The 21,947-nt window shown below is 73.0% G+C and carries 19 protein-coding genes; 15 read left to right on the forward strand and 4 right to left on the reverse strand.

All coding sequences use genetic code 11. From position 1 onward, the window contains the following. The first annotated feature begins 133 nt into the window (after window positions 1–133). The 10 genes from ABGB21_RS08485 to ABGB21_RS08530 are packed head-to-tail and all read left to right on the forward strand — an operon-like array spanning window position 134 to window position 9,484. Window positions 134–1,042 (forward strand): PaaX family transcriptional regulator C-terminal domain-containing protein, encoded by a 909-nt coding sequence (locus ABGB21_RS08485; RefSeq protein WP_347651133.1) that lies wholly within the window; start codon window positions 134–136, stop codon window positions 1,040–1,042. A 43-nt stretch (window positions 1,043–1,085) separates the two neighbouring features. Continuing rightward, window positions 1,086–2,108, forward strand: a complete 1,023-nt coding sequence (locus tag ABGB21_RS08490; protein ID WP_347651134.1) for a cupin domain-containing protein — start codon at window positions 1,086–1,088, stop codon at window positions 2,106–2,108. Next, window positions 2,105–3,322, forward strand: a complete 1,218-nt coding sequence (locus ABGB21_RS08495; RefSeq protein WP_347677219.1) for an FAD-dependent oxidoreductase — start codon at window positions 2,105–2,107, stop codon at window positions 3,320–3,322. The genes ABGB21_RS08490 and ABGB21_RS08495 overlap by 4 nt, the downstream gene beginning before the upstream one ends. Window positions 3,323–3,331: 9 nt before the next feature. After that, entirely contained in the window at window positions 3,332–3,742 is a 411-nt protein-coding gene (locus ABGB21_RS08500; protein WP_347651136.1) for a thioesterase family protein, read from the forward strand. 24 nt (window positions 3,743–3,766) lie between these two features. Beyond that, the gene (locus ABGB21_RS08505; protein ID WP_347651137.1) at window positions 3,767–5,386 is read left to right on the forward strand and encodes a long-chain-fatty-acid--CoA ligase; all 1,620 of its coding nucleotides are present in this window, start codon (window positions 3,767–3,769) and stop codon (window positions 5,384–5,386) included. Continuing rightward, entirely contained in the window at window positions 5,383–6,210 is an 828-nt protein-coding gene (locus ABGB21_RS08510) for an SDR family oxidoreductase (protein ID WP_347651138.1), read from the forward strand. The genes ABGB21_RS08505 and ABGB21_RS08510 overlap by 4 nt, the downstream gene beginning before the upstream one ends. A gap of 1 nt (window position 6,211) precedes the next feature. Beyond that, on the forward strand, window positions 6,212–7,033 hold the full coding sequence (locus ABGB21_RS08515) for a fumarylacetoacetate hydrolase family protein (protein ID WP_347677221.1): 822 nt from the start codon (window positions 6,212–6,214) through the stop codon (window positions 7,031–7,033). Continuing rightward, complete coding sequence (locus ABGB21_RS08520) at window positions 7,030–7,515, forward strand: maleylpyruvate isomerase N-terminal domain-containing protein (RefSeq protein WP_347677223.1); 486 nt, start codon at window positions 7,030–7,032, stop codon at window positions 7,513–7,515. Before ABGB21_RS08515 ends, ABGB21_RS08520 begins: the two co-directional genes overlap by 4 nt. After that, window positions 7,512–8,690 carry a thiolase family protein gene (locus tag ABGB21_RS08525; protein ID WP_347677225.1) on the forward strand — a complete coding sequence of 393 codons (1,179 nt, stop codon included), beginning with the start codon at window positions 7,512–7,514 and terminating at the stop codon, window positions 8,688–8,690. The genes ABGB21_RS08520 and ABGB21_RS08525 overlap by 4 nt, the downstream gene beginning before the upstream one ends. Further along, window positions 8,690–9,484 (forward strand): MaoC/PaaZ C-terminal domain-containing protein, encoded by a 795-nt coding sequence (locus ABGB21_RS08530; protein WP_347651142.1) that lies wholly within the window; start codon window positions 8,690–8,692, stop codon window positions 9,482–9,484. The genes ABGB21_RS08525 and ABGB21_RS08530 overlap by 1 nt, the downstream gene beginning before the upstream one ends. Window positions 9,485–9,505: 21 nt before the next feature. Here the strand turns inward: ABGB21_RS08530 and ABGB21_RS08535 are convergent, their stop codons facing one another. After that, window positions 9,506–10,873 carry a PHB depolymerase family esterase gene (locus tag ABGB21_RS08535; protein WP_347651343.1) on the reverse strand — a complete coding sequence of 456 codons (1,368 nt, stop codon included), beginning with the start codon at window positions 10,871–10,873 and terminating at the stop codon, window positions 9,506–9,508. 375 nt (window positions 10,874–11,248) lie between these two features. On the opposite strand from ABGB21_RS08535, the gene ABGB21_RS08540 reads away from it, so the two are divergent. From ABGB21_RS08540 to ABGB21_RS08550, 3 genes are all read left to right on the forward strand, one after another. Further along, window positions 11,249–12,568 carry a cellulose binding domain-containing protein gene (locus ABGB21_RS08540; protein ID WP_347651344.1) on the forward strand — a complete coding sequence of 440 codons (1,320 nt, stop codon included), beginning with the start codon at window positions 11,249–11,251 and terminating at the stop codon, window positions 12,566–12,568. A gap of 397 nt (window positions 12,569–12,965) precedes the next feature. Beyond that, window positions 12,966–14,561, forward strand: a complete 1,596-nt coding sequence (locus tag ABGB21_RS08545) for a cellulose binding domain-containing protein (RefSeq protein ID WP_347651143.1) — start codon at window positions 12,966–12,968, stop codon at window positions 14,559–14,561. Beyond that, a complete protein-coding gene (locus ABGB21_RS08550) occupies window positions 14,558–15,520 on the forward strand; it encodes a hypothetical protein (RefSeq protein ID WP_347677227.1) in 963 nt (320 codons plus the stop codon). The genes ABGB21_RS08545 and ABGB21_RS08550 overlap by 4 nt, the downstream gene beginning before the upstream one ends. 21 nt (window positions 15,521–15,541) lie before the next feature. On the opposite strand, the gene ABGB21_RS08555 is transcribed toward ABGB21_RS08550, so the two are convergent. The 3 genes from ABGB21_RS08555 to ABGB21_RS08565 all read right to left on the reverse strand — a co-directional run bounded on the left by ABGB21_RS08555 (window position 15,542) and on the right by ABGB21_RS08565 (window position 19,992). Next, a complete protein-coding gene (locus tag ABGB21_RS08555; RefSeq protein ID WP_347651145.1) occupies window positions 15,542–16,111 on the reverse strand; it encodes a nucleosidase in 570 nt (189 codons plus the stop codon). Window positions 16,112–16,186: 75 nt separating this feature from the next. Beyond that, entirely contained in the window at window positions 16,187–18,016 is a 1,830-nt protein-coding gene (locus ABGB21_RS08560; RefSeq protein WP_347677229.1) for an ABC transporter ATP-binding protein, read from the reverse strand. After that, window positions 18,013–19,992, reverse strand: coding sequence for an ATP-binding cassette domain-containing protein (locus ABGB21_RS08565; RefSeq protein WP_347651147.1), 1,980 nt, complete (start codon window positions 19,990–19,992; stop codon window positions 18,013–18,015). The genes ABGB21_RS08560 and ABGB21_RS08565 overlap by 4 nt, the downstream gene beginning before the upstream one ends. 169 nt (window positions 19,993–20,161) lie before the next feature. Here ABGB21_RS08565 and ABGB21_RS08570 point away from each other — a divergent pair, with 169 nt between their 5' ends. Continuing rightward, window positions 20,162–20,710, forward strand: coding sequence for a toxin-antitoxin system HicB family antitoxin (locus tag ABGB21_RS08570; RefSeq protein ID WP_347651148.1), 549 nt, complete (start codon window positions 20,162–20,164; stop codon window positions 20,708–20,710). A 54-nt stretch (window positions 20,711–20,764) separates the two neighbouring features. Then, a complete protein-coding gene (locus ABGB21_RS08575; protein ID WP_347651149.1) occupies window positions 20,765–21,625 on the forward strand; it encodes a DUF4097 family beta strand repeat-containing protein in 861 nt (286 codons plus the stop codon). The last annotated feature ends 322 nt before the right edge of the window (window positions 21,626–21,947 follow it).

Here is a 21,947-nt window from a genome sequence, read left to right on the forward strand (position 1 = left end):
GACGCTAGACACCTATTGCACGCCGGTCAATATTCATGCCTTCTGTTAACCGGTGCAGTAGCGTCACCGACGTCGCCGCAAGGCGCGAAGCTGATGAGATGGCGCACGACACGCCAACTGTATAGTTACCGGCATGTCGGTCCCGCCCGCCGCGCCCGCCGCCGACCTGCCCCGGATGCAGACCGGCGGAAGCCCGCAGCACCTGCTGCTGACCCTGCTCGGCGACTACTGGTACGGCCAGCGCGCACCGCTGCCCTCGGCCGCGCTGGTGGCGCTGCTCGGCGAGTTCGACATCACCGAGGTCGGCGCCCGCGCGGCGCTGAGCCGGCTGGCCCGCCGCGGCCTGCTGGAGCAGTCCAAGACCGGCCGGCGCACCTCCTACGCGCTGAGCCCCCGGGCGGCCGAGGTGCTCACCGAGGGCCGGGCCCACATCCTGTCGTTCGGCGCGGACCGGACCGGCTGGACCGGGCGGTGGACGGTGGCCGCGTTCTCCGTGCCGGAGGACGACCGCTCCCGCCGCAACGCGCTGCGCACCCGCCTCGGCTGGTACGGCTTCGCGCCGCTCTACGACGGGCTCTGGGTCTCCCCACAGGAGCGGGTGACCGAGGTGACCGCGATCCTGTCCGAGCTGGGCATCGACCGGGCGACGGTCTTCACCGCCGAACTGGCCGAGGGCGGACCGGTGGCCGGCCACCCGATCCGGGCCTGGGACCTCGACGCGCTGCGGGCCGGCTACGAACGTCTGTTGTCGAGGTTCGACCCGGTCCTGCGGCAGTGGCGTGGCGGGCGGATCGGCACCGCGGAGGCGCTGGTCTCCCGGACCGCGCTGATGGACGAGTGGCGCACCCTGCCGAGCCTCGACCCGGAACTGCCGACCGAACTGCTGCCGCCCCGCTGGCCCCGGGCGCGGGCCCGGCAACTCTTCGTCGAGTTGTACGACGGACTCGCCGGCCTGGCCGAGCAGCGGGTGGTCCAGGTGGTCGCCGCGTACGACCCCGCGCTGGCCGCGCTCGTCCGCAGCCACACCACCCGGGACATGTGACACTAGTCTTGACGCTAGGCATCGATGGAGTCAGACTCGGCGCATGACCGAGGAGGCTTACCAAGCCATCGCCCGGCTCGGCACAGCCCCACTCTGGCGATACTTCGGCAACCTCTTCAACGCCGAACCGCACAGCCGGGCCGTCCCGTACCTGTGGCGCTATGCGGAGCTGCGGCCGTACCTGCTGCACTTCGCCGAGGTGCTCTCCCTGGAGGAGGCCGAACGTCGGGTACTGATGCTGGTCAACCCCGGCCTGCCCGACCCACCGGCGACCACGACCACGCTGTACGCGGGCATCCAGGTGATCCTGCCCGGCGAGACCGCGCAGGCACACCGGCACACCGCCGGCGCGTTCCGGTTCATCATCGAGGGGCGCGGCGCGTACACCACGGTCAACGGCGAGCGGGTGCACATGCACCCCGGCGACCTGCTGCTCACCCCCGGCTGGCACTGGCACGACCACGCCCACGAGGGCGACGGCCCGATGCTGTGGCTGGACGGCCTGGACTTCCCCCTGGTCAACGCAGTGGAGGCCGGGTTCTTCGAGCTGTTCGGCGAACGGACACAGAAGGCGGAGGTGCCCGACGACCTCTCCTCGCGGCAGTTCATCCACGGACGGCTGACCCCCGCCTGGGATCCCCGCCCGGGCCCCACCTCGCCGATCGGCAACTACCCCTGGGCGGAGACCGTCCGCGCCTTCGACGCCATCGCCGAGGACGCCACCGGCAGCGACGCCGACGGCGTGGTGCTGGAATACACCAACCCGTGGACCGGCGGGCCGGTGATGCCCACCATCGGCTGCCGGATCGCCCGGCTGCGCCCCGGTTTCCGGGGCGTCACCCGCCGGCAGACCCCGAGCACCATCTACCACGTGGTACGTGGCAGCGGAACCACCATGGTGGACGGACAGCTGCTGGAGTGGGGCGAGAAGGACGTCTTCGCCGTTCCCGGCTGGGCCCGGTACCAGCACGTCAACTCCTCGGCGAGCGAGGACGCCATCCTCTTCTCGTACAGCGACGCACCCGCGATCACCGCACTCGGCCTCTACCGCGAGGAGGTTGCGTGAGCGGCGGGCACCGACCGGTGGTCGTGGTCGGGGCCGGCCCGGTCGGGATGGCCGCCGCACTCGCGCTGCGTGCGCTCGGCCGACCGGCCACCGTCCTGGAGGCCGGCGCCGAGGACCGGCTGCGGCCCGGCAGCCGCGCCATCTTCGTCCACCGGGCCACCCTGGAGGTACTCGACCGCGCCGCGCCGGGGCTCGCCGCCGAACTCGCCGCGTACGGGCTGGTGTGGCAGACCAAGCGCACCTTCTACGCCGGCCGGCAGGTCTTCGCCCGCAGCTACCCGCCGCCACCGGCCGGTACGCTGCCGCACTTCACCAGCCTGCCGCAGGTGGAGACCGAGCGTTACCTGCTGCAGGCGTGCAAGGCCGCCGGCGTGGAGTTCGCCTGGAACGCGGAGGTCGCGCAGGTCGACTCCGGCCCGGACGGCGTCACACTGCGGACCGGCGCCGGCGCCCGGTGGACCGCCGACTACGTGATCGCCGCCGACGGCGCCCGGTCCGGGGTCCGCCGCGCGCTCGGCGTACCGATGGAGGGCAGCCGCTCCGACGGCTGGTACGTCGTGGTCGACGTGGAGGAGGATCCGGCCACACCGCTGCCGGTGGAACGGGTCTTCCACTACGCGCACCCGGCCGTCGGCGGCCGCAACGTGCTGCTGGTGCCGTTCGCCGGCGGCTGGCGGGTCGACCTGCAACTGCACGACGACGACGATCCGGAGGAACTGGGCCACGGCGACGGGTTACGCCACTGGCTGCGGGCCGTGCTGCCACCGGCGTACGCGGACCGGGTCGGCTGGGCCTCCACCTACCGCTTCCTCCAGGTCGTGGCGGACGACTTCGCCGAACCGGCCCGGCGCACCCTGCTGGTCGGAGAGGCGGCGCACCTGTTCGCACCGTTCGGGGCCCGGGGCCTGAACTCCGGCGTCGCCGACGCGGAGGCGGCCGCGACCGCCGTGCACGTCGCGCTCTCCACCGTCGTACCGGCCCGGGCCCGGGCCGCCGTGGAGGACTTCGTGCTCGCCCGGCGGCGGGCCGCGCTGTTCAACCGGGACGCGGCCGGTGCCGCGCTGACCCACCTGCGGCCCGGCCCGACCGAGCGGGCGGTGCTGGAGCAGGCGGCCCGGGACGCGCCGACCGACGAGAGCCGTGGGCACTGGCTCGACACCACGCCGTACGGGCCACGGGGGCTGCCACCCGGCAACACCATCCACAAGTACTGAGAGAGCGTGATGGCCGAGCCAGCGTCGATCGTCACCAGCCGCCGCCTCGAGTGGTCGGAGACCGACCCGGCCGACCGGTGGCACTACGGCGCGGTGCTGCGCTTCGTGGAGAGCGCGGAGACCCTGCTGCACCACCGGCTCGGCGTCCCGGACGCCGACTTCCGGCGGATGGTCCGGGTCAACCTCACCGTCGACTACCTCGGCTCCCTGCACTTCGGCGAGGTCGGGCAGACCACGCTCGCGGTGGAGGACGTCGGACGCACCTCCCTGCGGTACGCCTTCCACGTCGCCCGGGACGGCACACCGCTGGCGCGCGGCACGCTGACCGTGGTGCTGCTCGACCCGGCGACCGGACGCGGGGCACCGTGGCCGGACCGGCTCCGTACGCTGCTGACCCAGGCCGGGCCGCAGGAGGGCTGACCGATGCGCAGCACGATGGGATCGATGCCGCTGTCCGTGGCCATGGTGCTGCGTCGCGGCGACGCCATGGGCCCGTACGCGCGGCTTGTCGACTTCACCGCCGCCGGCCGCGACACCCGGACCTGGCCGGAGCTGGCCGTCCGGGCCCGGCGGCTCGCCAACGCCCTGCCGGCCCTGGGTGTCCGCCCGGGTGACCGGGTCGGCACCTTCGCCGGCAACTGCCTGCCGCACCTGGAGCTCTGTTACGGCGTGCCGCTGGCCGGTGCCGTGCTGCAGCCGGTGAACATCCGGCTGCACCCCGACCAGGTGGCGGCCGTGGTCGCGCACGCGGAGGACCGGGTGATCTTCGTGGCCGCGGCACTGACCGCGCAGCTCGCGCCGATCCGGCCCATGCTGTCCGGCGTCCGCTGCTACGTGGTGCTGCCGGACGGCACCGACCCGCATCCCGACTTCGCCGACGCGGTCGACTACGAGCAGCTCCTGGCGGGCGCGTCGACCGACGAGCCGGCCGAGGTGGACGAGTGGACGCCGGCCTGCCTCTGCTACACCGGCGGCACCACCGGCCACCCCAAGGGGGTGGTCTACTCGCACCGCTCGCTGACCCTGCACGCGATGAGCGGGCTGTTCGTCGACTCGTTCGGGATCCGGGAACGGGACGTCCTGCTGCCGCTCACCCCGCTGTTCCACGCGTTGTCCTGGGGCATGCCGTACGCGGCCGCGCTGGCCGGCGCCGGCCTGGTCCTGGCCGGCGCGGACACCAGCCCGGCCACCGTCGTCCGACGGATCCGGGAGGAGCGGGTGACCGTGGCGGCCGGGGTGCCGACGTTCTGGCTCGCCGTCGACCAGCTCGGGCCGACCGCCGACGACCTGGCCAGCCTGGACCGGATCCTGTGCGGGGGCGCGGCGATCCCGCTGGAGCTGATCCACCGGTACCACGCACGCGGGGTGACGATGCGGCAGGGCTGGGGCATGACCGAGATGTCGCCGTCCGGCAACCTGACCATGGTCCGCCGCCACCTGGAGGACCGGCCGGAGGCGGAGCGGCTGGCCCGGCACGCCACCCAGGGCGTACCCACCGCCGGGGTGGAGTTGCGGGTGGTCGACCCGGACGGCCGCGTCCTGCCGCACGACGGCGTGTCCGCCGGCGAGATCGAGGTACGCGGCCCCTGGGTCACCGCCTCCTACCACCGGCCCGACGACAACACGAACAGCACCCGGTTCCGGGACGGCTGGCTGCGTACCGGTGACGTCGGCACCGTCGACCCCGACGGCTACCTGCACCTGGTCGACCGGACCAAGGACCTGATCAAGTCGGGCGGCGAGTGGATCAGCTCGATCGAGTTGGAGAACCACCTGATGGACCACCCCGCCGTGGCGCAGGCGATGGTCATCGCGGTGCCCCACCCGATCTGGGGTGAACGTCCGGCGGCGCTGGTCGTGGCCGCCGAGCCGGTCTCCGCCGGGACGCTGCTGGCGCACCTGCGCCCCCGGGTGGCGAGCTGGTGGTTGCCCGACGTCATCCGGTTCGTCGAGACGCTGCCCACGACGGCCACCGGGAAGTTCGACAAGAAGACGGCACGTGCGTTGTGGCGGGACATCCTCGCCGACCGAACCGGGCCGGCAGGCCGGAAGGGGCAGTCGTGAGTGGAGTGTTGGACGGGCGGGTGGCCGTGGTCACCGGCGCCGGCCGGGGCATCGGGCGGGCCACGGCCGAGCTGCTGGCCGTACACGGCGCCCGGGTGGTCTGCGCCGACCTGGACGGCGACGCGGCCCGGGAGACCGTGGAGCTGCTCGGCGGCCAGGGCACGGCGGTCACCGCCGACCTGACCGACCCGGCGGCGCCGGCCGAGGTGGTCGCCCGGGCGGTCGACGGGTACGGGCAGCTCGACATCGTGGTCAACAACGCCGGCTACACCTGGGACGGCATCTTCCACAAGATGAGCGACGAGCAGCTGACCGCGATGCTCGACATCCACCTGGTCGCCCCGTTCCGGCTGTTGCGCGCGGCCGCCCCGGTGCTGCGCGAGGCGGCCAAGCGGGACGCCGCGCAGGGGCGGGAGGTCTTCCGCAAGGTGGTCAACGTGACCTCGATCGCCGGCACCATGGGCAACGTCGGCCAGGCCAACTACGCCGCCGCCAAGTCCGCGCTGGTCGGGCTCACAAAGACGCTCGCCAAGGAGTGGGGACCGCTGAAGATCAACGTCAACGCGGTGGCGTTCGGGTTCGTGCAGACCCGGCTCACCGCGGACGCCGACGAGGGCGGCGCTTTCGCGTACGGCGACCGCCGGATACCGCTGGGCATCCCCGGTGCGGTACGCGAGCGAGCCGCCGCCGGCATCCCGCTCGGCCGGCCGGCCACCCCGGCCGAGGCCGCCGGCGGCGTCTTCCTGCTCTGCACACCGTGGTCGAACTTCGTCCACGGACAGGTGCTCACCGTCGCCGGTGGGCAGGCCGAGGGAATGAGCTGAGATGCGCCTGGCCACCATCCGGATCGACGGCGGCACCCGGGCCGCCCGCCTGGTCGGCGAGCACGCCGTCCTGCTCTCCGCACCCGACGTCGGCGCGCTGCTCGCCGACCCGGACCGGTCCGCCCCGACCGGCGGACCCCGGCTGCCCGTCGCCGAACTCGACCTCGCCCCGGTCGTGCCCCGCCCGTCGCAGATCTTCTGCGTCGGACTGAACTACCGCGCCCACATCGTCGAGATGGGTCGGGAGATGCCGACCACGCCGACCCTCTTCGCGAAGTTCCCGGCCGGGCTGCTCGGCGCCCGCGACCCGCTCGTCCTGCCGGCGGTGAGCGACCGGGTCGACTGGGAGGTCGAACTGGCGGTGGTGGTCGGACGGCCGCTGCGCCGGGGGACCGCCGCCGAGGCGGCCGCCGCGATCGCCGGCTACACGGTGCTCAACGACGTGTCGATGCGGGACTGGCAGACGCACAGCACACAGTGGCTGCCCGGCAAGGCGTTCGAGGCGAGCACCCCGGTCGGGCCGTGGCTGACCACCGTCGACGAGGTCGGCGCCGAGCCCGACCTGGAGGTGCGCTGCGCGGTGGACGGCGAGGTGATGCAGCGGGCCCGTACCGGTGACCTGCTCTTCGGGCCGGCCGAGACGCTCGCCTACATCAGCCGGTTCACCACCCTGCGCCCCGGCGACCTGGTCGCCACCGGCACCCCCGGCGGGGTCGGCAACGCCCGCGACCCGAAGGTCTTCCTCCGCCCGGGGCAGGTGCTCCGCACCAGCATCGAAGGGCTGGGCGAGTGTGTGAACGAGTGCGTCAAGGAGGTCGGATGAACGCCGACGAGGTCCGTCGCCGCAACGGTGAACTCGACGACCACCTGCTCTCGATCGTGGATCTGATCGACCCGCGCCGACTGCACGTACCGGAGCAGAAGCCCGAGGGGGTGGAGGCCTGGAGTGCCGCGACGGTCCTCGCGCACGTCGCCGAGTTCTCCCGGTTCTTCGCCACCGAACTGCGCCGGCTCCTCGCCGACCCGGCCGTCGCGGTCGGGCGCACCCACGAGCATCCGGAACGGCTCGCCGCGGTCGCCGCCGCCGGGAGCCGTTCGCTGGACGAGCTGCGCGCCGAGGTCACCGCGGCCTTCGCGAACCTCGCCGCCGCGCTCGACGCGCTGGAGGACGACCACCTGGCCGTGCGGACCAACAACCGGCGGTACGGCCCGGAGCCGCTGACCGCGTTCCTGGACCGCTACGTCCTCGGGCACAAGCAGGGCCACGCCCAGCAGCTCGCCGACCTGGTCAAGGAGGCGCGATGAGACTCTCCGACGTGGCGGTGCCGATCGGTTTCGCCTGGTCGTCGCCGTTCTGCCGCTGGCAGGGAGCACTGGCCGGGATGTCCAGCGTCGACCTGCTGGTCGACGTCACCGGCCGGGCCCTCGACGCGCGCGGTTTCGACGTCACGGAGGTGACGAACGTGGTGCTCGGCACCACCGTGCCGCAGCCGACCTCCTTCTACGGCGTCACCACCGTCACCCCCCGGCTCGGGCTCGACGGGGTCACCGGCCCCACGATCGCCCAGGCGTGCGCCACCTCGGTCGCGGTGCTGCAGGCCGCCGCCGTACAGGTCGAACTCGGCGCGCACCGGACGGTGCTCGCGCTGACCACCGACCGGACCAGCAACGGCCCGCTGATGGTCTGGTCGGCGCAGGGCACCCCCGGCGCGGCGCCGGTCACCGAGCACTGGGTGCTCGACCCGATGCGACACGACCCGAACACCGGTCAGTCCATGCTGGACACCGCGGAGAACGTCGCGGCCGAGGAGGGCTATCCGCGCGCCGAGATCGACGCCGTCACCCTGCTGCGCCACGAGCAGTACCGGGCGGCGGCGGCGCGGCGGCCCGGTCACCTGGTCGAGGTCCACGTGCCGGGTCGACGCGGCGACACCGTGGTCACCGACGACCAGGGCGTGCACGACACCACGGCCGAGGGCCTGGCCAAACTGTCCCCGGTACGGCCGGACGGCGTGGTGACGTACGGGTCGCAGACCCATCCGGGCGACGGCACCGCCGGCCTGGTGGTCACCACCGTCGCTCGGGCCCGCGAGTTGAGCGGCGGCGCCGGGGTCGCCCGGCTGCGCGCGGTCGGGTTCGCCCGGGCCGGGCGGGCCCGGATGCCGAAGGCGCCGGTACCGGCGGCCCGGGCCGCCCTCGCCGCAGCCGACCTCGACATCGACGCGGTCGACGTGGTGACGACCCACAATCCGTTCGCCGTCAACGACCTGTACTTCTCCCGCCAGACCGGCTTTCCGCTCGACCGGATGAACCCGTACGGCTGCAGCCTCGTCTACGGCCACCCGCAGGGGCCCACCGGGATGCGGGCGCTGGCCGAACTCGTCGCCGCCCTGCACGCCCGGGGCGGTGGCCGAGGGCTGTTCACCGGCTGTGCGGCCGGCGACACCGCCGGTGCGGTCGTGGTGGAGGTGACCGACTGATGGCGCCCTTCGACACCTCGGTGGTCGGGCGCTGGAGCGACGACCACCTGTTCGACGTGACGCCCGCCGGGGTCGCCGACTATGCCGAGGCGGTCGGCGGGCCCTCCCCGGTGTACGCCGTCGTACCGGCGATGGACCTCGTCTTCGCGGTGGCCGGCACCGCCGCACCGGCCGACCTGCGGACCCGGGTGGTGCACGGCCAGCAGGACATGTTCTTCCACCACCCGCTGCCGGTCGACGGCCGGGTGACGGTACGCGCCGCCGTGGTCGGCCTGCACGGCAAGCGCAGCGGCACGGTGGCGACGATCGGCGTACAGACCCGGACCGTCGACGGCGACCTGCTCAACGAGCAGTACGTCACCGAGTTCTACCGGGGGGTCCCGACGGATCTGCGGCTCGGTGTGTCCTCCCCCGCCCTGCCGGTCGACCCGCCGGCCGGCGAGCCGGTCCGGGTCAGCATCGTCCCGCTTCCGGCGGACCTTCCCCGCCGGTACGCCGCCGCCTCCGGTGACCACAACCCGATCCACCTGGACGACGCGGTCGCCCGGGCGGCCGGGCTGCCCGGGGTGATCGTGCACGGCCTGGCCCTGCTCGCCCTCGCCGGGCAGACGGTGTTGCGCGCCGATTCGCAGGTGACGCGGCTGAGTTGTCGTTTCACCCGTCCGATCGCCCCGGGCGACACGCTGACCACCCGGGTCTGGAAGCACGAGGGTGGGTACCGGTTCGAGAGTCAGGACGGGGCCGGCGCCCCGGTGCTGGGCGCCGGCCTGGCCGAACTGCGACATGTTCGTTGATCGTCGTTTGTCAGGACGCCATCACGGGGAGCATCCCGTGCCGTTCAGGGTGAACTGGGTCGGCGTCTGGTTGCTGCCGCTGTAGGTGCCCTGGAAGCCGAAGTTGACGCTGGCGCCCGGCGCGATGGACGGGTTGTACGAGACGTTGCGCGCGGAGACCTGGGGGCCGGACTGGCTGACCTGTGCGTTCCATGCGTTGGTCACCTGCTGGTTGCCCGACCAGGACCACTGCACGGTCCAGCCGTTCACCGCGCTGGTACCGGTGTTGGTCACCGTGACGCTGGCGGTGAAACCGTTGCCCCAGCTGTTGGCCGTGTAGTTGACCCGGCAGGTGCCGGTGCCCGGCGGAGTCGTCGGTGGGGTGGTCGGCGGGGTGGTCGTGGGCGGGGTGGTCGGTGGGGTGGTCGGTGGAGTTGTCGGTGGCGTGGTCGGCGGGGTGGTCAGCCCGAAGAACTGGATCGCCGCCAGGGCCATGCCGCTCGAGGGCAGGCTGTGACCGGCACCGTTGACCGCGATCGCCTCGACGAGGGTGCTGCCGCCGCTGGTCCAGCGTCGGCGGTTCCAGCCCGACTGGGGCGTGTCGGTCGAGGTCGGGTTGAGGCTCAACCCGTGCACGTTGGTCCACTGGTCGACCGACTCCTGCAGCAGCTGGTAGGGCACCAGCGTGTCGTTGGTGCCGTGCCAGAGCTGGATCGGCGGCCGGCGGCCGGTGTAGCCCGGGTACGCCTGGCGTACCGCGTCGCCCCACTGCTGCGGGGTCCGGTCCATCCGCCCGTTGGTGCACTGGCTGGCGCCGGGCGGGTAGTCGGCCGCGTTGGCGAAGCAGTTGAACGGCACCCCCATGAACGAGGCACCGGCCCGGAACAGGTCCGGATAGACGGCCAGCATGTGCTGGGTCATCATGCCGCCGGACGAACTGCCGGTGGCGTAGACCCGGTTGCCGTCGCCGCCGTACTGCCGTTGCACGTAGGCCACCATCGAGGCGATCGACACCGGGTCACTGCCGCCGCCCCGACGCTTGGCCGCCGCCGACCAGGTGTCGAAGCAGTTGCCGAAGCCGGCCTGCTGGGTCGCGCTGGGATAGATGACCACGTACCCGTACCGGTCGGCGAGCGAGGCGAACTCGCTGCCCGAGTAGAAGCCCGGGCCCGAGCCGCCGCAGCCGTGCATGGCGACCACGATCGCCGGGTTGGCCGGCCGGTTGTCCGGCACGTAGACGTGCATGCGCATGCCACCGGGGTTGTCGCCGAACCCGGTCACCTCGACCAGCGACGCCGCGGCGGCCGGGGTCGGCAACGCCACCACCCCGCCTGCCGCCACGAGCGCCGCGGCGGCCAGTCCGATGAGCGCGGCGCGTCCCCGACGCGCGCGCAACATATTGATTGTCATCATTGCCGTAAGCTAGCAACTTGAGCGACGGTCGTCAATAAAGTGTATGGCTTCTCCGGATCGACAGCCCGGCGCCGATCGACTCCGGGCACACGGCGGGCCAGACCGGCCGCCGACACCCCACCCGCCCCCGGGGTGACGCGGACCGGCCAGCAGACCGGAGCGACCCGGGCGGAGCGGCCACCAGCAGGAGCAAAGCGGATCGTTGACTTTCATCCGACGACCGTCCATAGTGACTGTCATCGATACATACCGGGGGAGCGGGCAGCCACCTGACCAACCGACCGGGCCCGGGCCGTCAGCGGCACGCCCGCCCGCGTCCCCGATCCCCTCCCACAAACATCGATCATCGACAGACGGAGCTTCGCGATGTCCATGCCCAAGCTCACCCTCGGGCCCGTCGTGGCCGCGGCGGCGCTCCTGCTGACCGCCGCCAGCACGACGCTGGTCGGAAACGCCGGTACGACCGCGTCGGCCGCTGACGCCGGCATCCTCGCGGCAACCGCCGGATGTGGCCGGGCCCCGACCCTGGCCAACGGGACACACTCCATCCAGACCGGCGGCATGAACCGCTCGTTCATCCTGCGGCTGCCCGACAACTACGACAACAACCGGCCCTACCGGTTGGTCTTCGGATTCCACTGGCTGAACGGCTCGGCCAACGACGTGGCCTCGGGCGGAAGCGACGGAGCGGCCTGGGCCTACTACGGGCTCCACCGCCTGGCGAACAACAGCACGATCTTCGTCGCCCCCCAGGGTCTGAACGCCGGCTGGGCCAACTCGGGCGGCCAGGACGTGACCTTCGTCGACGACATGATCCGGCTGCTCGACGGGGCGCTGTGCATCGACACGGCCCAACGGTTCGCCACCGGCTTCAGCTACGGCGGCGGCATGAGCTTCGCGCTCGCGTGCGCCCGACCGACCGTGTTCCGGGCGGTCGCGGTGCTGGCCGGAGCCCAGCTCAGCGGGTGCAGCGGCGGTAGCCAGCCGGTCGCCTACCTCGGCGTGCACGGCATCGGCGACTCGGTCCTGAACATCTCCCAGGGGCGATCCCTGCGCGACCGGTTCGTCACCAACAACGGCTGCACCCGGCAGAACCCGCCGGAGCCGGGGCAGGGCAGCCGAACCCACACCCTGACCGCGTACAGCGGATGCCGGGCCGGATATCCGGTTGTCTGGGCGGCGTTCGACGGCGACCACACCCCCAGCCCGGTCGACGGGTCCAACCCCAGCGGCTCCCGCACCTGGGTCCCGGCGGAGACCTGGAAGTTCTTCACCCAGTTCGAGGGCACCGCCCCGACGACGCCACCCACCACGCCGCCGACGACCCCGCCCACCGGCACCCCGACGACGCCGCCCACCACTCCGCCGGCGACCGGCGCCTGCCGGGTCAGCACCGCGATCAACGCCTGGAACACCGGCCTGACCGCGAACATCACCATCACCAACACGAGCGGCAGCGCGGTCAACGGCTGGTCCCTGGCCTTCACCCTGCCGGGCGGCCAGACCATCACCGGCGGCTGGAACGCCAGCTACTCCCCCACCTCCGGACAGGTCACCGCCCGCAACGTCTCCTACAACGGCACCATCGGCCCCAACGCCTCGGTGACCATCGGCTTCCAGGCCAACCACACCGGCAACACGGGAATCCCGACCTCGTTCGCCCTCAACGGCGCCACCTGCACCACCACTTGATCAACAGCACCCGAACCGAGCCCCGGAGGCGACGACCAGGCGCCCCGGGGCTCGGCTCGTTTTTCGATCGACATGCTCCGTACCCACCCGTGGCATGACGCCGACCTGCTGCCACCGGGCAACCGGGGAAACGCGCGCCGCCCTGTCAGGCCCGCCGCCCGGGCGGTCCGGTCCACGCCGCCTGACCGAAACCGGGCGGCGAACGCAACAGCATTGACATGTTTCGCTGTTCCGTTCGAAACTTGACTATCGACATCCGTGATCATCGATCGCCGTCGTCGTCCCTCACCCTATCCGGAAGGAGGCCCTAGTGATCATCAGCTCGGGCCGCTCAAAGATCCGTTCGACGGTCGTCGTGCTGGCGGCAGCGGCACTCGCGGTCGGCGGAGCAGTCTCAGTGGTAGCGAAGTCAACCGTCGCCGAAGCCGCCCCCGGCGACGTCGTCCTGGCCGCCTCGACCGTCGAGGACGAGGGCGCCGACTGCCCGGTGAACCCGCCCGGCTCACTCCCGTCCAGCTCACGACTCCCCGACCCGTTCCGGAAGTTCGACGGCTCGCGGATCACCAGCAAGGCCGACTGGCGCTGCCGTCGGGCCGAGACCAGGGAACTGGCCGAGCGGTACGTCTACGGCGACAAACCCGCCAAGCCGGCGACCGTCAGCGGTACGGTCTCCAGCTCCAGCATCACGGTGAACGTCTCGCAGAACGGCCGGAGTGCGAGCTTCTCCGCCAGCGTCCAGTTGCCGAGCGGCACCGGTCCCTTCCCCGCCGTCATCGTCTACGGCGGATTTGGGGCGGACACCGCCACCATCCGGTCCGCCGGCGCCGCCGTGATCAACTACGACCCGTTCACGGTCGGGCGGGAGGGCACGCCCCGGAACAACAAGCAGGGCGCGTTCTACACGATCTACGGCAACAACAGCAGCACCGGGCTGCTGATGGCCTGGGCCTGGGGCGTCAGCCGGATCATCGACGTCATCCAGCAGTCGGGCGGCAACGTCCTGCGGACCGACATCGGGGTCACCGGCTGCTCCCGGTACGGCAAGGGCGCCTTCACCGCCGGCGTCTTCGACCAGCGGGTGGCGCTGACCATGCCGATCGAGTCCGGCAGCGCCGGCGTACCCGCCTTCCGGGCGATCGCCGCAGAGAGCGGCGCACAGCCGTTGAGCAGCGCGTACGGCGAGCAGCCGTGGCTCGGCGACGCGTTCGGCTCCTACACGGGCAACCCGAACGGACTGCCGGTGGACACCCACCAGATGGTGGGCATGGTCGCCCCGCGTGGCCTGTTCATCATGGAGAACCCGCACGTCGACTGGCTGGGCTCGCGCTCCGGCAGTGTGGCGGCGCTGGGCGGCGCGGAGATCTACAAGGCGCTCGGTGCGGGCGAGAACATCAGCTACTGGTCCGACGTCCAGGACGGCACACACTGCGCCACCCGCAACGAGTGGCGTACCCCGCTGCAGCAGAACATCCAGAAGTTCCTGGTGAAGACCGGCAACGCCGCCGGCGTCTTCCGGATCTCCAGCCGGAAGGCCGGCAACCTGGCCGAGTGGCGGGACTGGACCACGCCGACGCTGGCCGACGGCCCGACCAACCCGCCGACCACGCCGCCGACCGGCACCCCGACCACCCCGCCGGTGAACCCGACCACCCCGCCGGCGACCCCGCCGACGGTGCCGCCGACCACTCCGCCGGCCGGTGGGGCGGGCTGCGCGGCGTCGATGTCGGTGAACCAGTGGAACGGCGGTTTCGTCGCCACGGTACGGGTCACCGCCGGCTCCGCGCCGGTCACTGGCTGGACGGTTGCGCTGACCCTGCCGTCCGGGGTCAGCGTCACCAACGCCTGGAACGTCAACCGCAGCGGTAACAGCGGAGCGGTCCAGTTCACCAACGTCGGCTACAACGGATCGATCGCCGCCGGACAGTCGACCGAGTTCGGCTTCCAGGGCACCGGTACCGGCACCGGGCTCAGTCCCACCTGTACCGCCAGGTGACCGTCACGCCCGACGCGTTCCTCCCGGGCCCGGTGTGGTGGCCGACCGCCGCCACACCGGGCCCGGCCCGCTCCGCCGCCCGGGCGTTGGCGCCGGCCGGGTACGGTCGCGTCGTGCTGCTCGACGATCTCGACCGGGTGCCGTGGGCGGAGCTGAGGCACGCGTACGGTCCCGCCGACGACGTACCCGGGCTGTTGCGCCGGGTCGCCGGGCCGGACGAGGAGGACGCGGTCCACGCGCTGTACGAGCTGCGGGCCAGCGTGCTGCACCAGGGCAACGTCTGCTCGGCCACCGCCCCGGTGGTGCCGTTCCTGGGTGCGCTGCTCGCCGACCCCGCCACCACGTTCCCGGACGGGATCGCGCACCTGCTCGGCGACATGGCCGACATCGTCGACCCGGACGATCCCGTGCTGGCCGCGCTCCGGGCCGCGGTCACCGCCGAGGTCGACCGGCTGCTGCCGCTGCTGGCCGCTCCCGAGCAGTGGACCCGGCTGGCCGCCGGCTACGCGCTCGGGAACTGTCCGGGCCGGGCCGACGACATCCTGCCGGCGCTGTACCACCGGTGGGCGGTCGAGACCGATCCGCAGGTCCGGGGTGGTCTGGTCATCTCGGCCGCCGCACTGGACCCGGAGACCGCGTTGCTCGCCGAGGCGCTCGTCGGGGGCCAGCCGGCCCCGGTACGCGCCGCGGCCGCGCTGGCCGCCGCCCGGCGTGCCGGCCCCTGGCCCGGTACGCCGGCGGTCGAGGCGGTCCGGGCCGGCTGGGCGGACGGCGACCCGTGGTTCGACCGCACCCCGGTCGAGGACGGCTACGCCGTCGGCCCGTACCTGTGGAACTGGGATCCGATCGAGGACCTGCTCGACCGGCTCGGGCCCGCGGACCGGCCGGCCGTGGTCACCGCGCTGCTCGCCTCCGCCGACCCGGCGGTCCGGGCGAAGGCGGCGGAGTACGCCGGGTGAGGCTCCGGGCTGCGGAACCGCTCAGAGGTGGGTACGGACCCACTCGGCGAGGATCCGGGCGCAGCCGTCCACCGACTCCTGCCAGCTCCGGGCCGCCGACTCGTCCGCCTCGTCACTGACCTGCTTGATCAGTCGGACCGGTACGCCGAACCGCGCCGCGGTCGACGCCACGGCGTAGCCCTCCATGTCGACCAGGTGCGCCTGCTCGGCGAGTCGGGCCCGGGCCGACTCCTCGGCGACGAACTGGTCGCCGGTGGCCAGCACCGGACCGTCGCCGGCCAGGGTGACCGGCGCGCCGACGGTCAGGCCGGTCAGGGCCCGGAGGAAGTCGGTGTCGAGGTCGTGCTGGAAGACCTGGCCGACCTCGTGCAGGCCGGTCCACCCGGACCGCAGCGCCCCGGCGGTGCCCAGGTTGACCACGGCCGACGGCAGCGGTCCCCGGGCGAGGGTGGTCGCCAGCGCGAGGGTGGCGTTGACCTTGCCCATCCCGGTGACCAGCACCGGCAGGCTCCGGTCGAGGTACGCCGCCTCCTCGGCGAGCGCGACGACAAGCAGCGGCCGGTCCGGAGTCAGCACTCCCGTCAGTTCCACGGCGGCATGCTATCCGGGCTCCGGCCATCCCCCGGGTGCTCCCGTGACGTGGGGTGGAACGGCCCACAACCGGACCTACCGGTACGCCCGTTCCTGGAGCCGGTACAGCTCGGCGTAGCCGCCGTCGGCCGCCATCAGCTCGGCGTGGGAGCCGAGTTCCGCCACCCGCCCGTCGACCAGCATCACGATCAGGTCGGCCATCCGGACGGTGGTGAACCGGTGCGAGACCAGTACGGTCACCGCGCCCTGCCGGGTGGCGGCCCGGACCTGGGCGGTGAAGTGCTGGAACAGGTCGTGTTCGGCGATCGGGTCCAGCGCGGCGGTCGGCTCGTCGAGGACCACGAGCAGCGGCGGCCGGCCGCCGCCGACCTCCCGCATCAGGGACCGGGCGAGAGCCAGCCGCTGCCACTGGCCGAGCGAGGGTTCGACCCCGTCGAAGGAGGCCCCGAGCTGGGTGTCGAGCCCGTCCGGCAGGCCGGTGACCACGTCGGTGGCGTCCGCCCGGTCGACGGCGGCCCGGACCGTCCCCCGGTCCCGGATGTGCCGGGCGCTGCCGACGCCGATGGTCTCCCAGGTCAGCAGCCGGAGCCGGGCGAAGTCCTGGAAGACCCCGGTCAGTCGGGACCGCCAGCTGGTGGAGTCGAGTCCGGAGAGGGGCCGCCGGTCGACGGTGATGGTCCCGGAGGTCGGCTGGTAGATGCCGGTGAGCAGCTTGACCAGGGTCGACTTGCCGGCCCCGTTGGCGCCGACGACCGCGACCGTGCTGCCGGCCGGCAGGTGCAGGGTGACGCCGTGCAGCACGTCGTGGTCGGCGCCGGGATACCGGAACCGTACGTCGTGCAGGCTGATCCCGTCGGTCAGGGTGGCCGGGGCGGGGTCGCCGGGTCGGTCCGCCTCCTCGGCGTAGCGCCGCAGCCACCAGTAGTTCTCCACCACCTGGCCGGCCTGGGCGACGACACTCAGGTTCTGCAGGACGGTGTGCAGTTGGTGCTGCAGCTGGGTGGCCAGCGTGATCACCATGACCACGGCGCCGACCGTCGTCCGACCGTCGGCGATCAGGCCCGCGACCACCACCAGCGCGCCCGCCAGGGCGGTGGTGTAGAGCAGCCAGGCACCTCCCTGGTACGCGGCACCGCGCAGCCGGGCGCTGTTCTCCCGGGCCACGGCGGCGTCCCAGGACTCGGTCGCCCGTCCGCTCAGGATCCCGCCGCTGCCGGCGAGCATCACCTCCTTCGCCGGTTCCGGATCGACGCAGAGCTCGTGCAGCCGTCGCTCGTGCCGGAGCAGCTCGGTGCCGGCGTCGCGGGCCTCCCGCAGCAGCCGGTCGGCCCGTCGGTTGGCCAGGAAGAGCGGTACGGCGAGCAGGGCCAGTGGGCAGAGTGCCGGACTGACCCAGGCCAGCAGGCCGATGGTGACCGCGAGGCTGAACAGGGCGGCGGTGGCGTTCAGGACCGACCACGGCATCGACGCCATCGACCAGGCGTTCTGGAACAGCCGGTTCCACCGGTCGACATACGGCCCGTGCTCCACGTGGGTGATGGTCGGGATGGCGGAGACCCGGCGCTGGGTCTCCTCGTTCAGGTTCCCCTGGGTCCGGTAGGTGACGTAGAGCATCAGGTTGCTCTGGATCCGGCCCGCCCCGGCCGACAGCCCGAACGCGGCGGCGCCGAGCGCGACTGCGCCGACCACTCCGGCGAGGTCCCGGCCGGCGCTGTGGTCGACGAGCCAGCGCTGGCTCAGCCCCAGCGCGGCGATGATGCCTGCCTGCCCCACGGTCAGTACACAGAGGATGGTGACCGAGCGTCGGTCGGCCCGCAGCGCCGTCCGGGTGACGTGACGCAGCAGTTGGTACCAGTCTCGCGTCGCCGCCCTCCGGCGGCTCGTCGGCGCTCCCCGGCCACTCACCGGCACTCCCCGGCGGCTCGTCGGCGCTCCCCGGCGGCGGTGAAGGCCTCGGCCTGGACGGTGAAGAACCGGGCGTAGCCGCCGCCGAGCGCCATCAGCTCGTCGTGCGGGCCGTCCTCGGCGACCCGGCCGGCGCGGAGCAGGATGATCCGCCCGGCCGGCCGCACCGTGGCGAGCCGGTGTGAGATGAGCAGGGTCGTCGTCTCCCGTACCCGGGACACCACCCGCTCGTGGAACTCGGCTTCGGCCCGGACGTCGAGGTGGGCGGTGGGTTCGTCGAGGACGAGGACCCGCCGGCCGGCGGCCACCGCGTACAGCACCCGGGCCAGGGCGACCCGTTGCCACTGCCCGCCGGAGAGGTCGGTGCCACCGGTCCCCGCCCGCCACAGCGAGCTGTCCAGCCCGTCGGGCAGGCCGGCGAGCAGCTTGGTGGCGCCGGCCCGGTCCAGGGCGTCCCGTACCGCGCGGTCGTCGGCCGGGCCGCCGGTGATCCGCTCGGCGGCGGCCAGCGCCACGTTGTCCCGCAGGCTCGCCGGATACCGGACGAAGTCCTGGAAGAGGACGGCGAGCCGCTGCCGCCACAGCGCCGGGTCCAGGGCGGCGAGGTCGACGCCGTCCAGGGTGATCCGACCCGAGTCGGGACGGTAGAGCCCGCCGAGCAGTTTCACGAAGGTGGTCTTGCCGACGCCGTTCTCCCCGACGAGGGCGACCGTCTCGCCCGGTCGCAGGGTCAGGGTCAGCCCGTCGAGGACCGGGCGGGTCGCGCCCGGGTACCGGAAGACGACCTCCTCGAACCGGATCGTCGGCGGCCCGGCGACCGGCGGCGATCCTGCCCCGCCCCGGTCGGCGGCCGACTCCGGTGTCCCGCCTTCGCGTCCGGTGGGCGACTTCGGTCCGCTTGCCGACGCCGGTCCGCTGGCCGGCTCCGGTCCGGCGGGTCGGCGGGGGGTCGTGGTCGTCGGGGTGCCGGAGCGGCCGGTGGCCCGGTACTCGGCGGCGAGTTCGTCGGTGGCCTGGATGCCGCGCAGGCCGTACTCGATGTCGAACGCCTCCTCGCCCATCCGGCCGATTTCCATGATCCCGAAGCCGGCGAGCACGTACGTGATCATCCGGGCCGGGTCGAGCGAACCGGCGAAGACCGCGCCGGCCGGTACGGCCATCGTCGCCACCGCCAAGCCGGCCGCGAGCAGTACGATCCACCACTGCCGCCGCAGCACCGCCAACTGCCGGCGCCAGACCGGCCCGTAGGTCCGGGCCGAGGTGGCCCGCAGTCGTCCGGCGAACCAGTCGCTGAGCCCGAACAGCCGGACGTCCTTCGCGGCACCGTGGACGGCCTGCTCCGAGACGTAGTAGTTCCGGCGGTGCCCGACGGTGTCCGCGTCCAGGACGTCGATGATGCCCAGCCACTGCCGGCGCAGGGTCGCCCGGATCAGCAGCGACACCGCGAGCAGGCCGACCGCGAGCGGCACCGAGAAGGTGGCGAGCAGCACCGTGGCACTCACCGCGCCCACCATCCGGAACACCAGTTCGAGCTGGCCGGTGGCGGCGGTGCCGGGCGAGCGGTCCCGGCCGAACCCGGAGCCGACGTCCACCGCGCGGGCGGCGCGGTCCTGGAACTCCCGGCTCTCCAGCCGGTCGAGGCCGGGCAGGTTGACCGCGAGGGTACGCAGTCCGGCCCGGAGTCCGCCGTCGATCCGTCTGACCACCAGGTTCCGTACGGCGGCGAGCGTCAGCCAGACCCACTGGTCGACCAGAAGCAGACCGGCGACCAGGGCCGCCGCGACGAAGACCGGACCGCCGAGTTCCCCCCGCCCGAAGACGGCGACCAGGTGGCCGACCGACAGCGCCTGGGCGGTCGGCACCACCGCCCGGACGAGCTGGACACCGACGAGGGCTCCGGTCGGGATGCCACCGCCACCGGCGAGCAGCCGCAACAGCCGGATCCGGGTGGCGAACAGCCGTACGGCACTTCTCATCAGCCGCTCACCACTCCGGATCCGCCTCCCCCGATCGACCCGTATTGATGGTGGCCACCCGCCGCCGGTACCGCAACGGATTTGTCAGCCACCAGCCAGACGCCACGACTGGCGCCACTCAAGCGCCAAAGCACTTGCGATGGCGCCACAGAGGTGCCATAGTGGCGCCATGGAAATCTCGCAGTACGTCGACCGCCTGCGACACCAGCTCGCCCTCTCCGCCGAGATGGGCGGCGAGGAGACCCGGGCGCTCGCCGAACGGCTGGCCGTGCCACTCGAGTCGGCGGTCCGACTCACCCTGCTGGAGGCACTCTCGGCGGCCGCCGACGAGATCACCCGGGATCTTGCCCCCGGCTCGGTCGACCTGCGGCTACGCGGCGGCGAGCCCGACTTCGTGGTGACGCCGCCGCCGACCGCACAGTCGTACGAGTCACCGGTGCCGCCGCCGACCGGCACAGCCGGTACCGACACCACGGCCGGCCCTCTCGGCGGTCCGTCACCGGCCGAGCCGGACGAGGGCACCGTGTCCAGGATCAACCTCCGGGTGCCCGAGCAGCTCAAGGCCCGAATCGAGGAGGCCGCCGGCCGGGAGCGGCTCTCCGTCAACGCCTGGCTCGTCCGGGTCGTCACCGCCGCCCTGGCCGACACCCATCCCAGACCGGCTCCGGATGGCCGGGGCAGCGCGCTGGGCCAGCGCTACACGGGCTGGGTCCGCTAGCCGCGCCCGAATCCTCCCCCGTCCGCACCGAACTCCCATGGAAGGGCACCTGTCATGCCGACGTACGACACACCCGACCCCATCTCCGCCACTGTCGACCTCGCGCTCGGCGACATCCGGATCACCGCCACCGACCGGGCCGACACCGTCGTCGAGGTCCACCCCACCGACCCCGGCAGCGCCCTGGACGTACGGGCGGCCGAGCAGACCCGCATCGAGTTCGGCAACGGCAAGCTCCTGGTCAAGGGGTACAAGCCGCTGTCGCTGTTCAACGTCCGGGTCGGTTCGGTGGACCTGACGATCGCGCTGCCCACCGGCTCGTCCGTGCAGGCCGGCACCACGGCCGGCCACATCCACTGCGACGGCCGAGTCGGCGACTGCCGACTGAAGACCCATTCCGGACAGCTCCGGGTCGCGCAGGCCGGCTCCGTCCAGTTGTACGCCAGCAACGGCGCGATCACCGTGGACCGGGTCGACGGCCGGGCCGAGGTGACCACCCACTCCGGCGACGTCCGGGTCGGCCAGGTCGACGGCAGCGCGGTGGTCAAGAACTCCAACGGCGACACGTACGTCGGCGCGGTCGCCGGCGACCTGCGGTTGAACGCGGCCAACGGCAACATCTCCGTCGACCGGGCGGGCAGCGGGGTCAGCGCCAAGACCGCCAACGGCAGCGTACGGCTCGCCGAGGTGGCCCGGGGCGACGTCACGGTCGGCGCCGCCTCGGGCGAACTGGAGGTCGGCATCCGGGAGGGCAGCGCGGCCTGGCTCGACCTGGCCACGATGTCCGGGCAGGTCCGCAACTCGCTCGACACCTCGGGTGCGCCCGGACAGTCGGAGGAGACCGTCCGGATCCAGGCCCGTACCTACTCCGGCGACATCGTGATCCGCCGCTCCTGGCTCAGCCCCGCCGCCTGATCCGCCGCTCCCGGCTCAGCCCCGCCGCCCGATCCTCCGGCCACACCGGCACCGCCTCGTCCCGCACCTGGGTCACCCGCCGCCCTCCCCGCACCTGGTTTCCCTCCCACCCGTCCGGGTGAGCCCAGGGTCCGACGTCGCTGACACCCGCCCCCGGCCACGGCCGCACCACACACCAGCGGCCGGTCTCCCGACGTAGCCCACGGTCCGCCGCCGCGACGGCGCCCTCCGCCGACCGACACACCACACCCGGTCCACCGCCGACGGCGTCATCCGTGCTCCCACCCTGCCCACGGTCGGGACGACCCTGCCCACCCGCCGG

The organism is Plantactinospora sp. B24E8, from assembly GCF_039871735.1.
Taxonomy (GTDB): domain Bacteria; phylum Actinomycetota; class Actinomycetes; order Mycobacteriales; family Micromonosporaceae; genus Plantactinospora.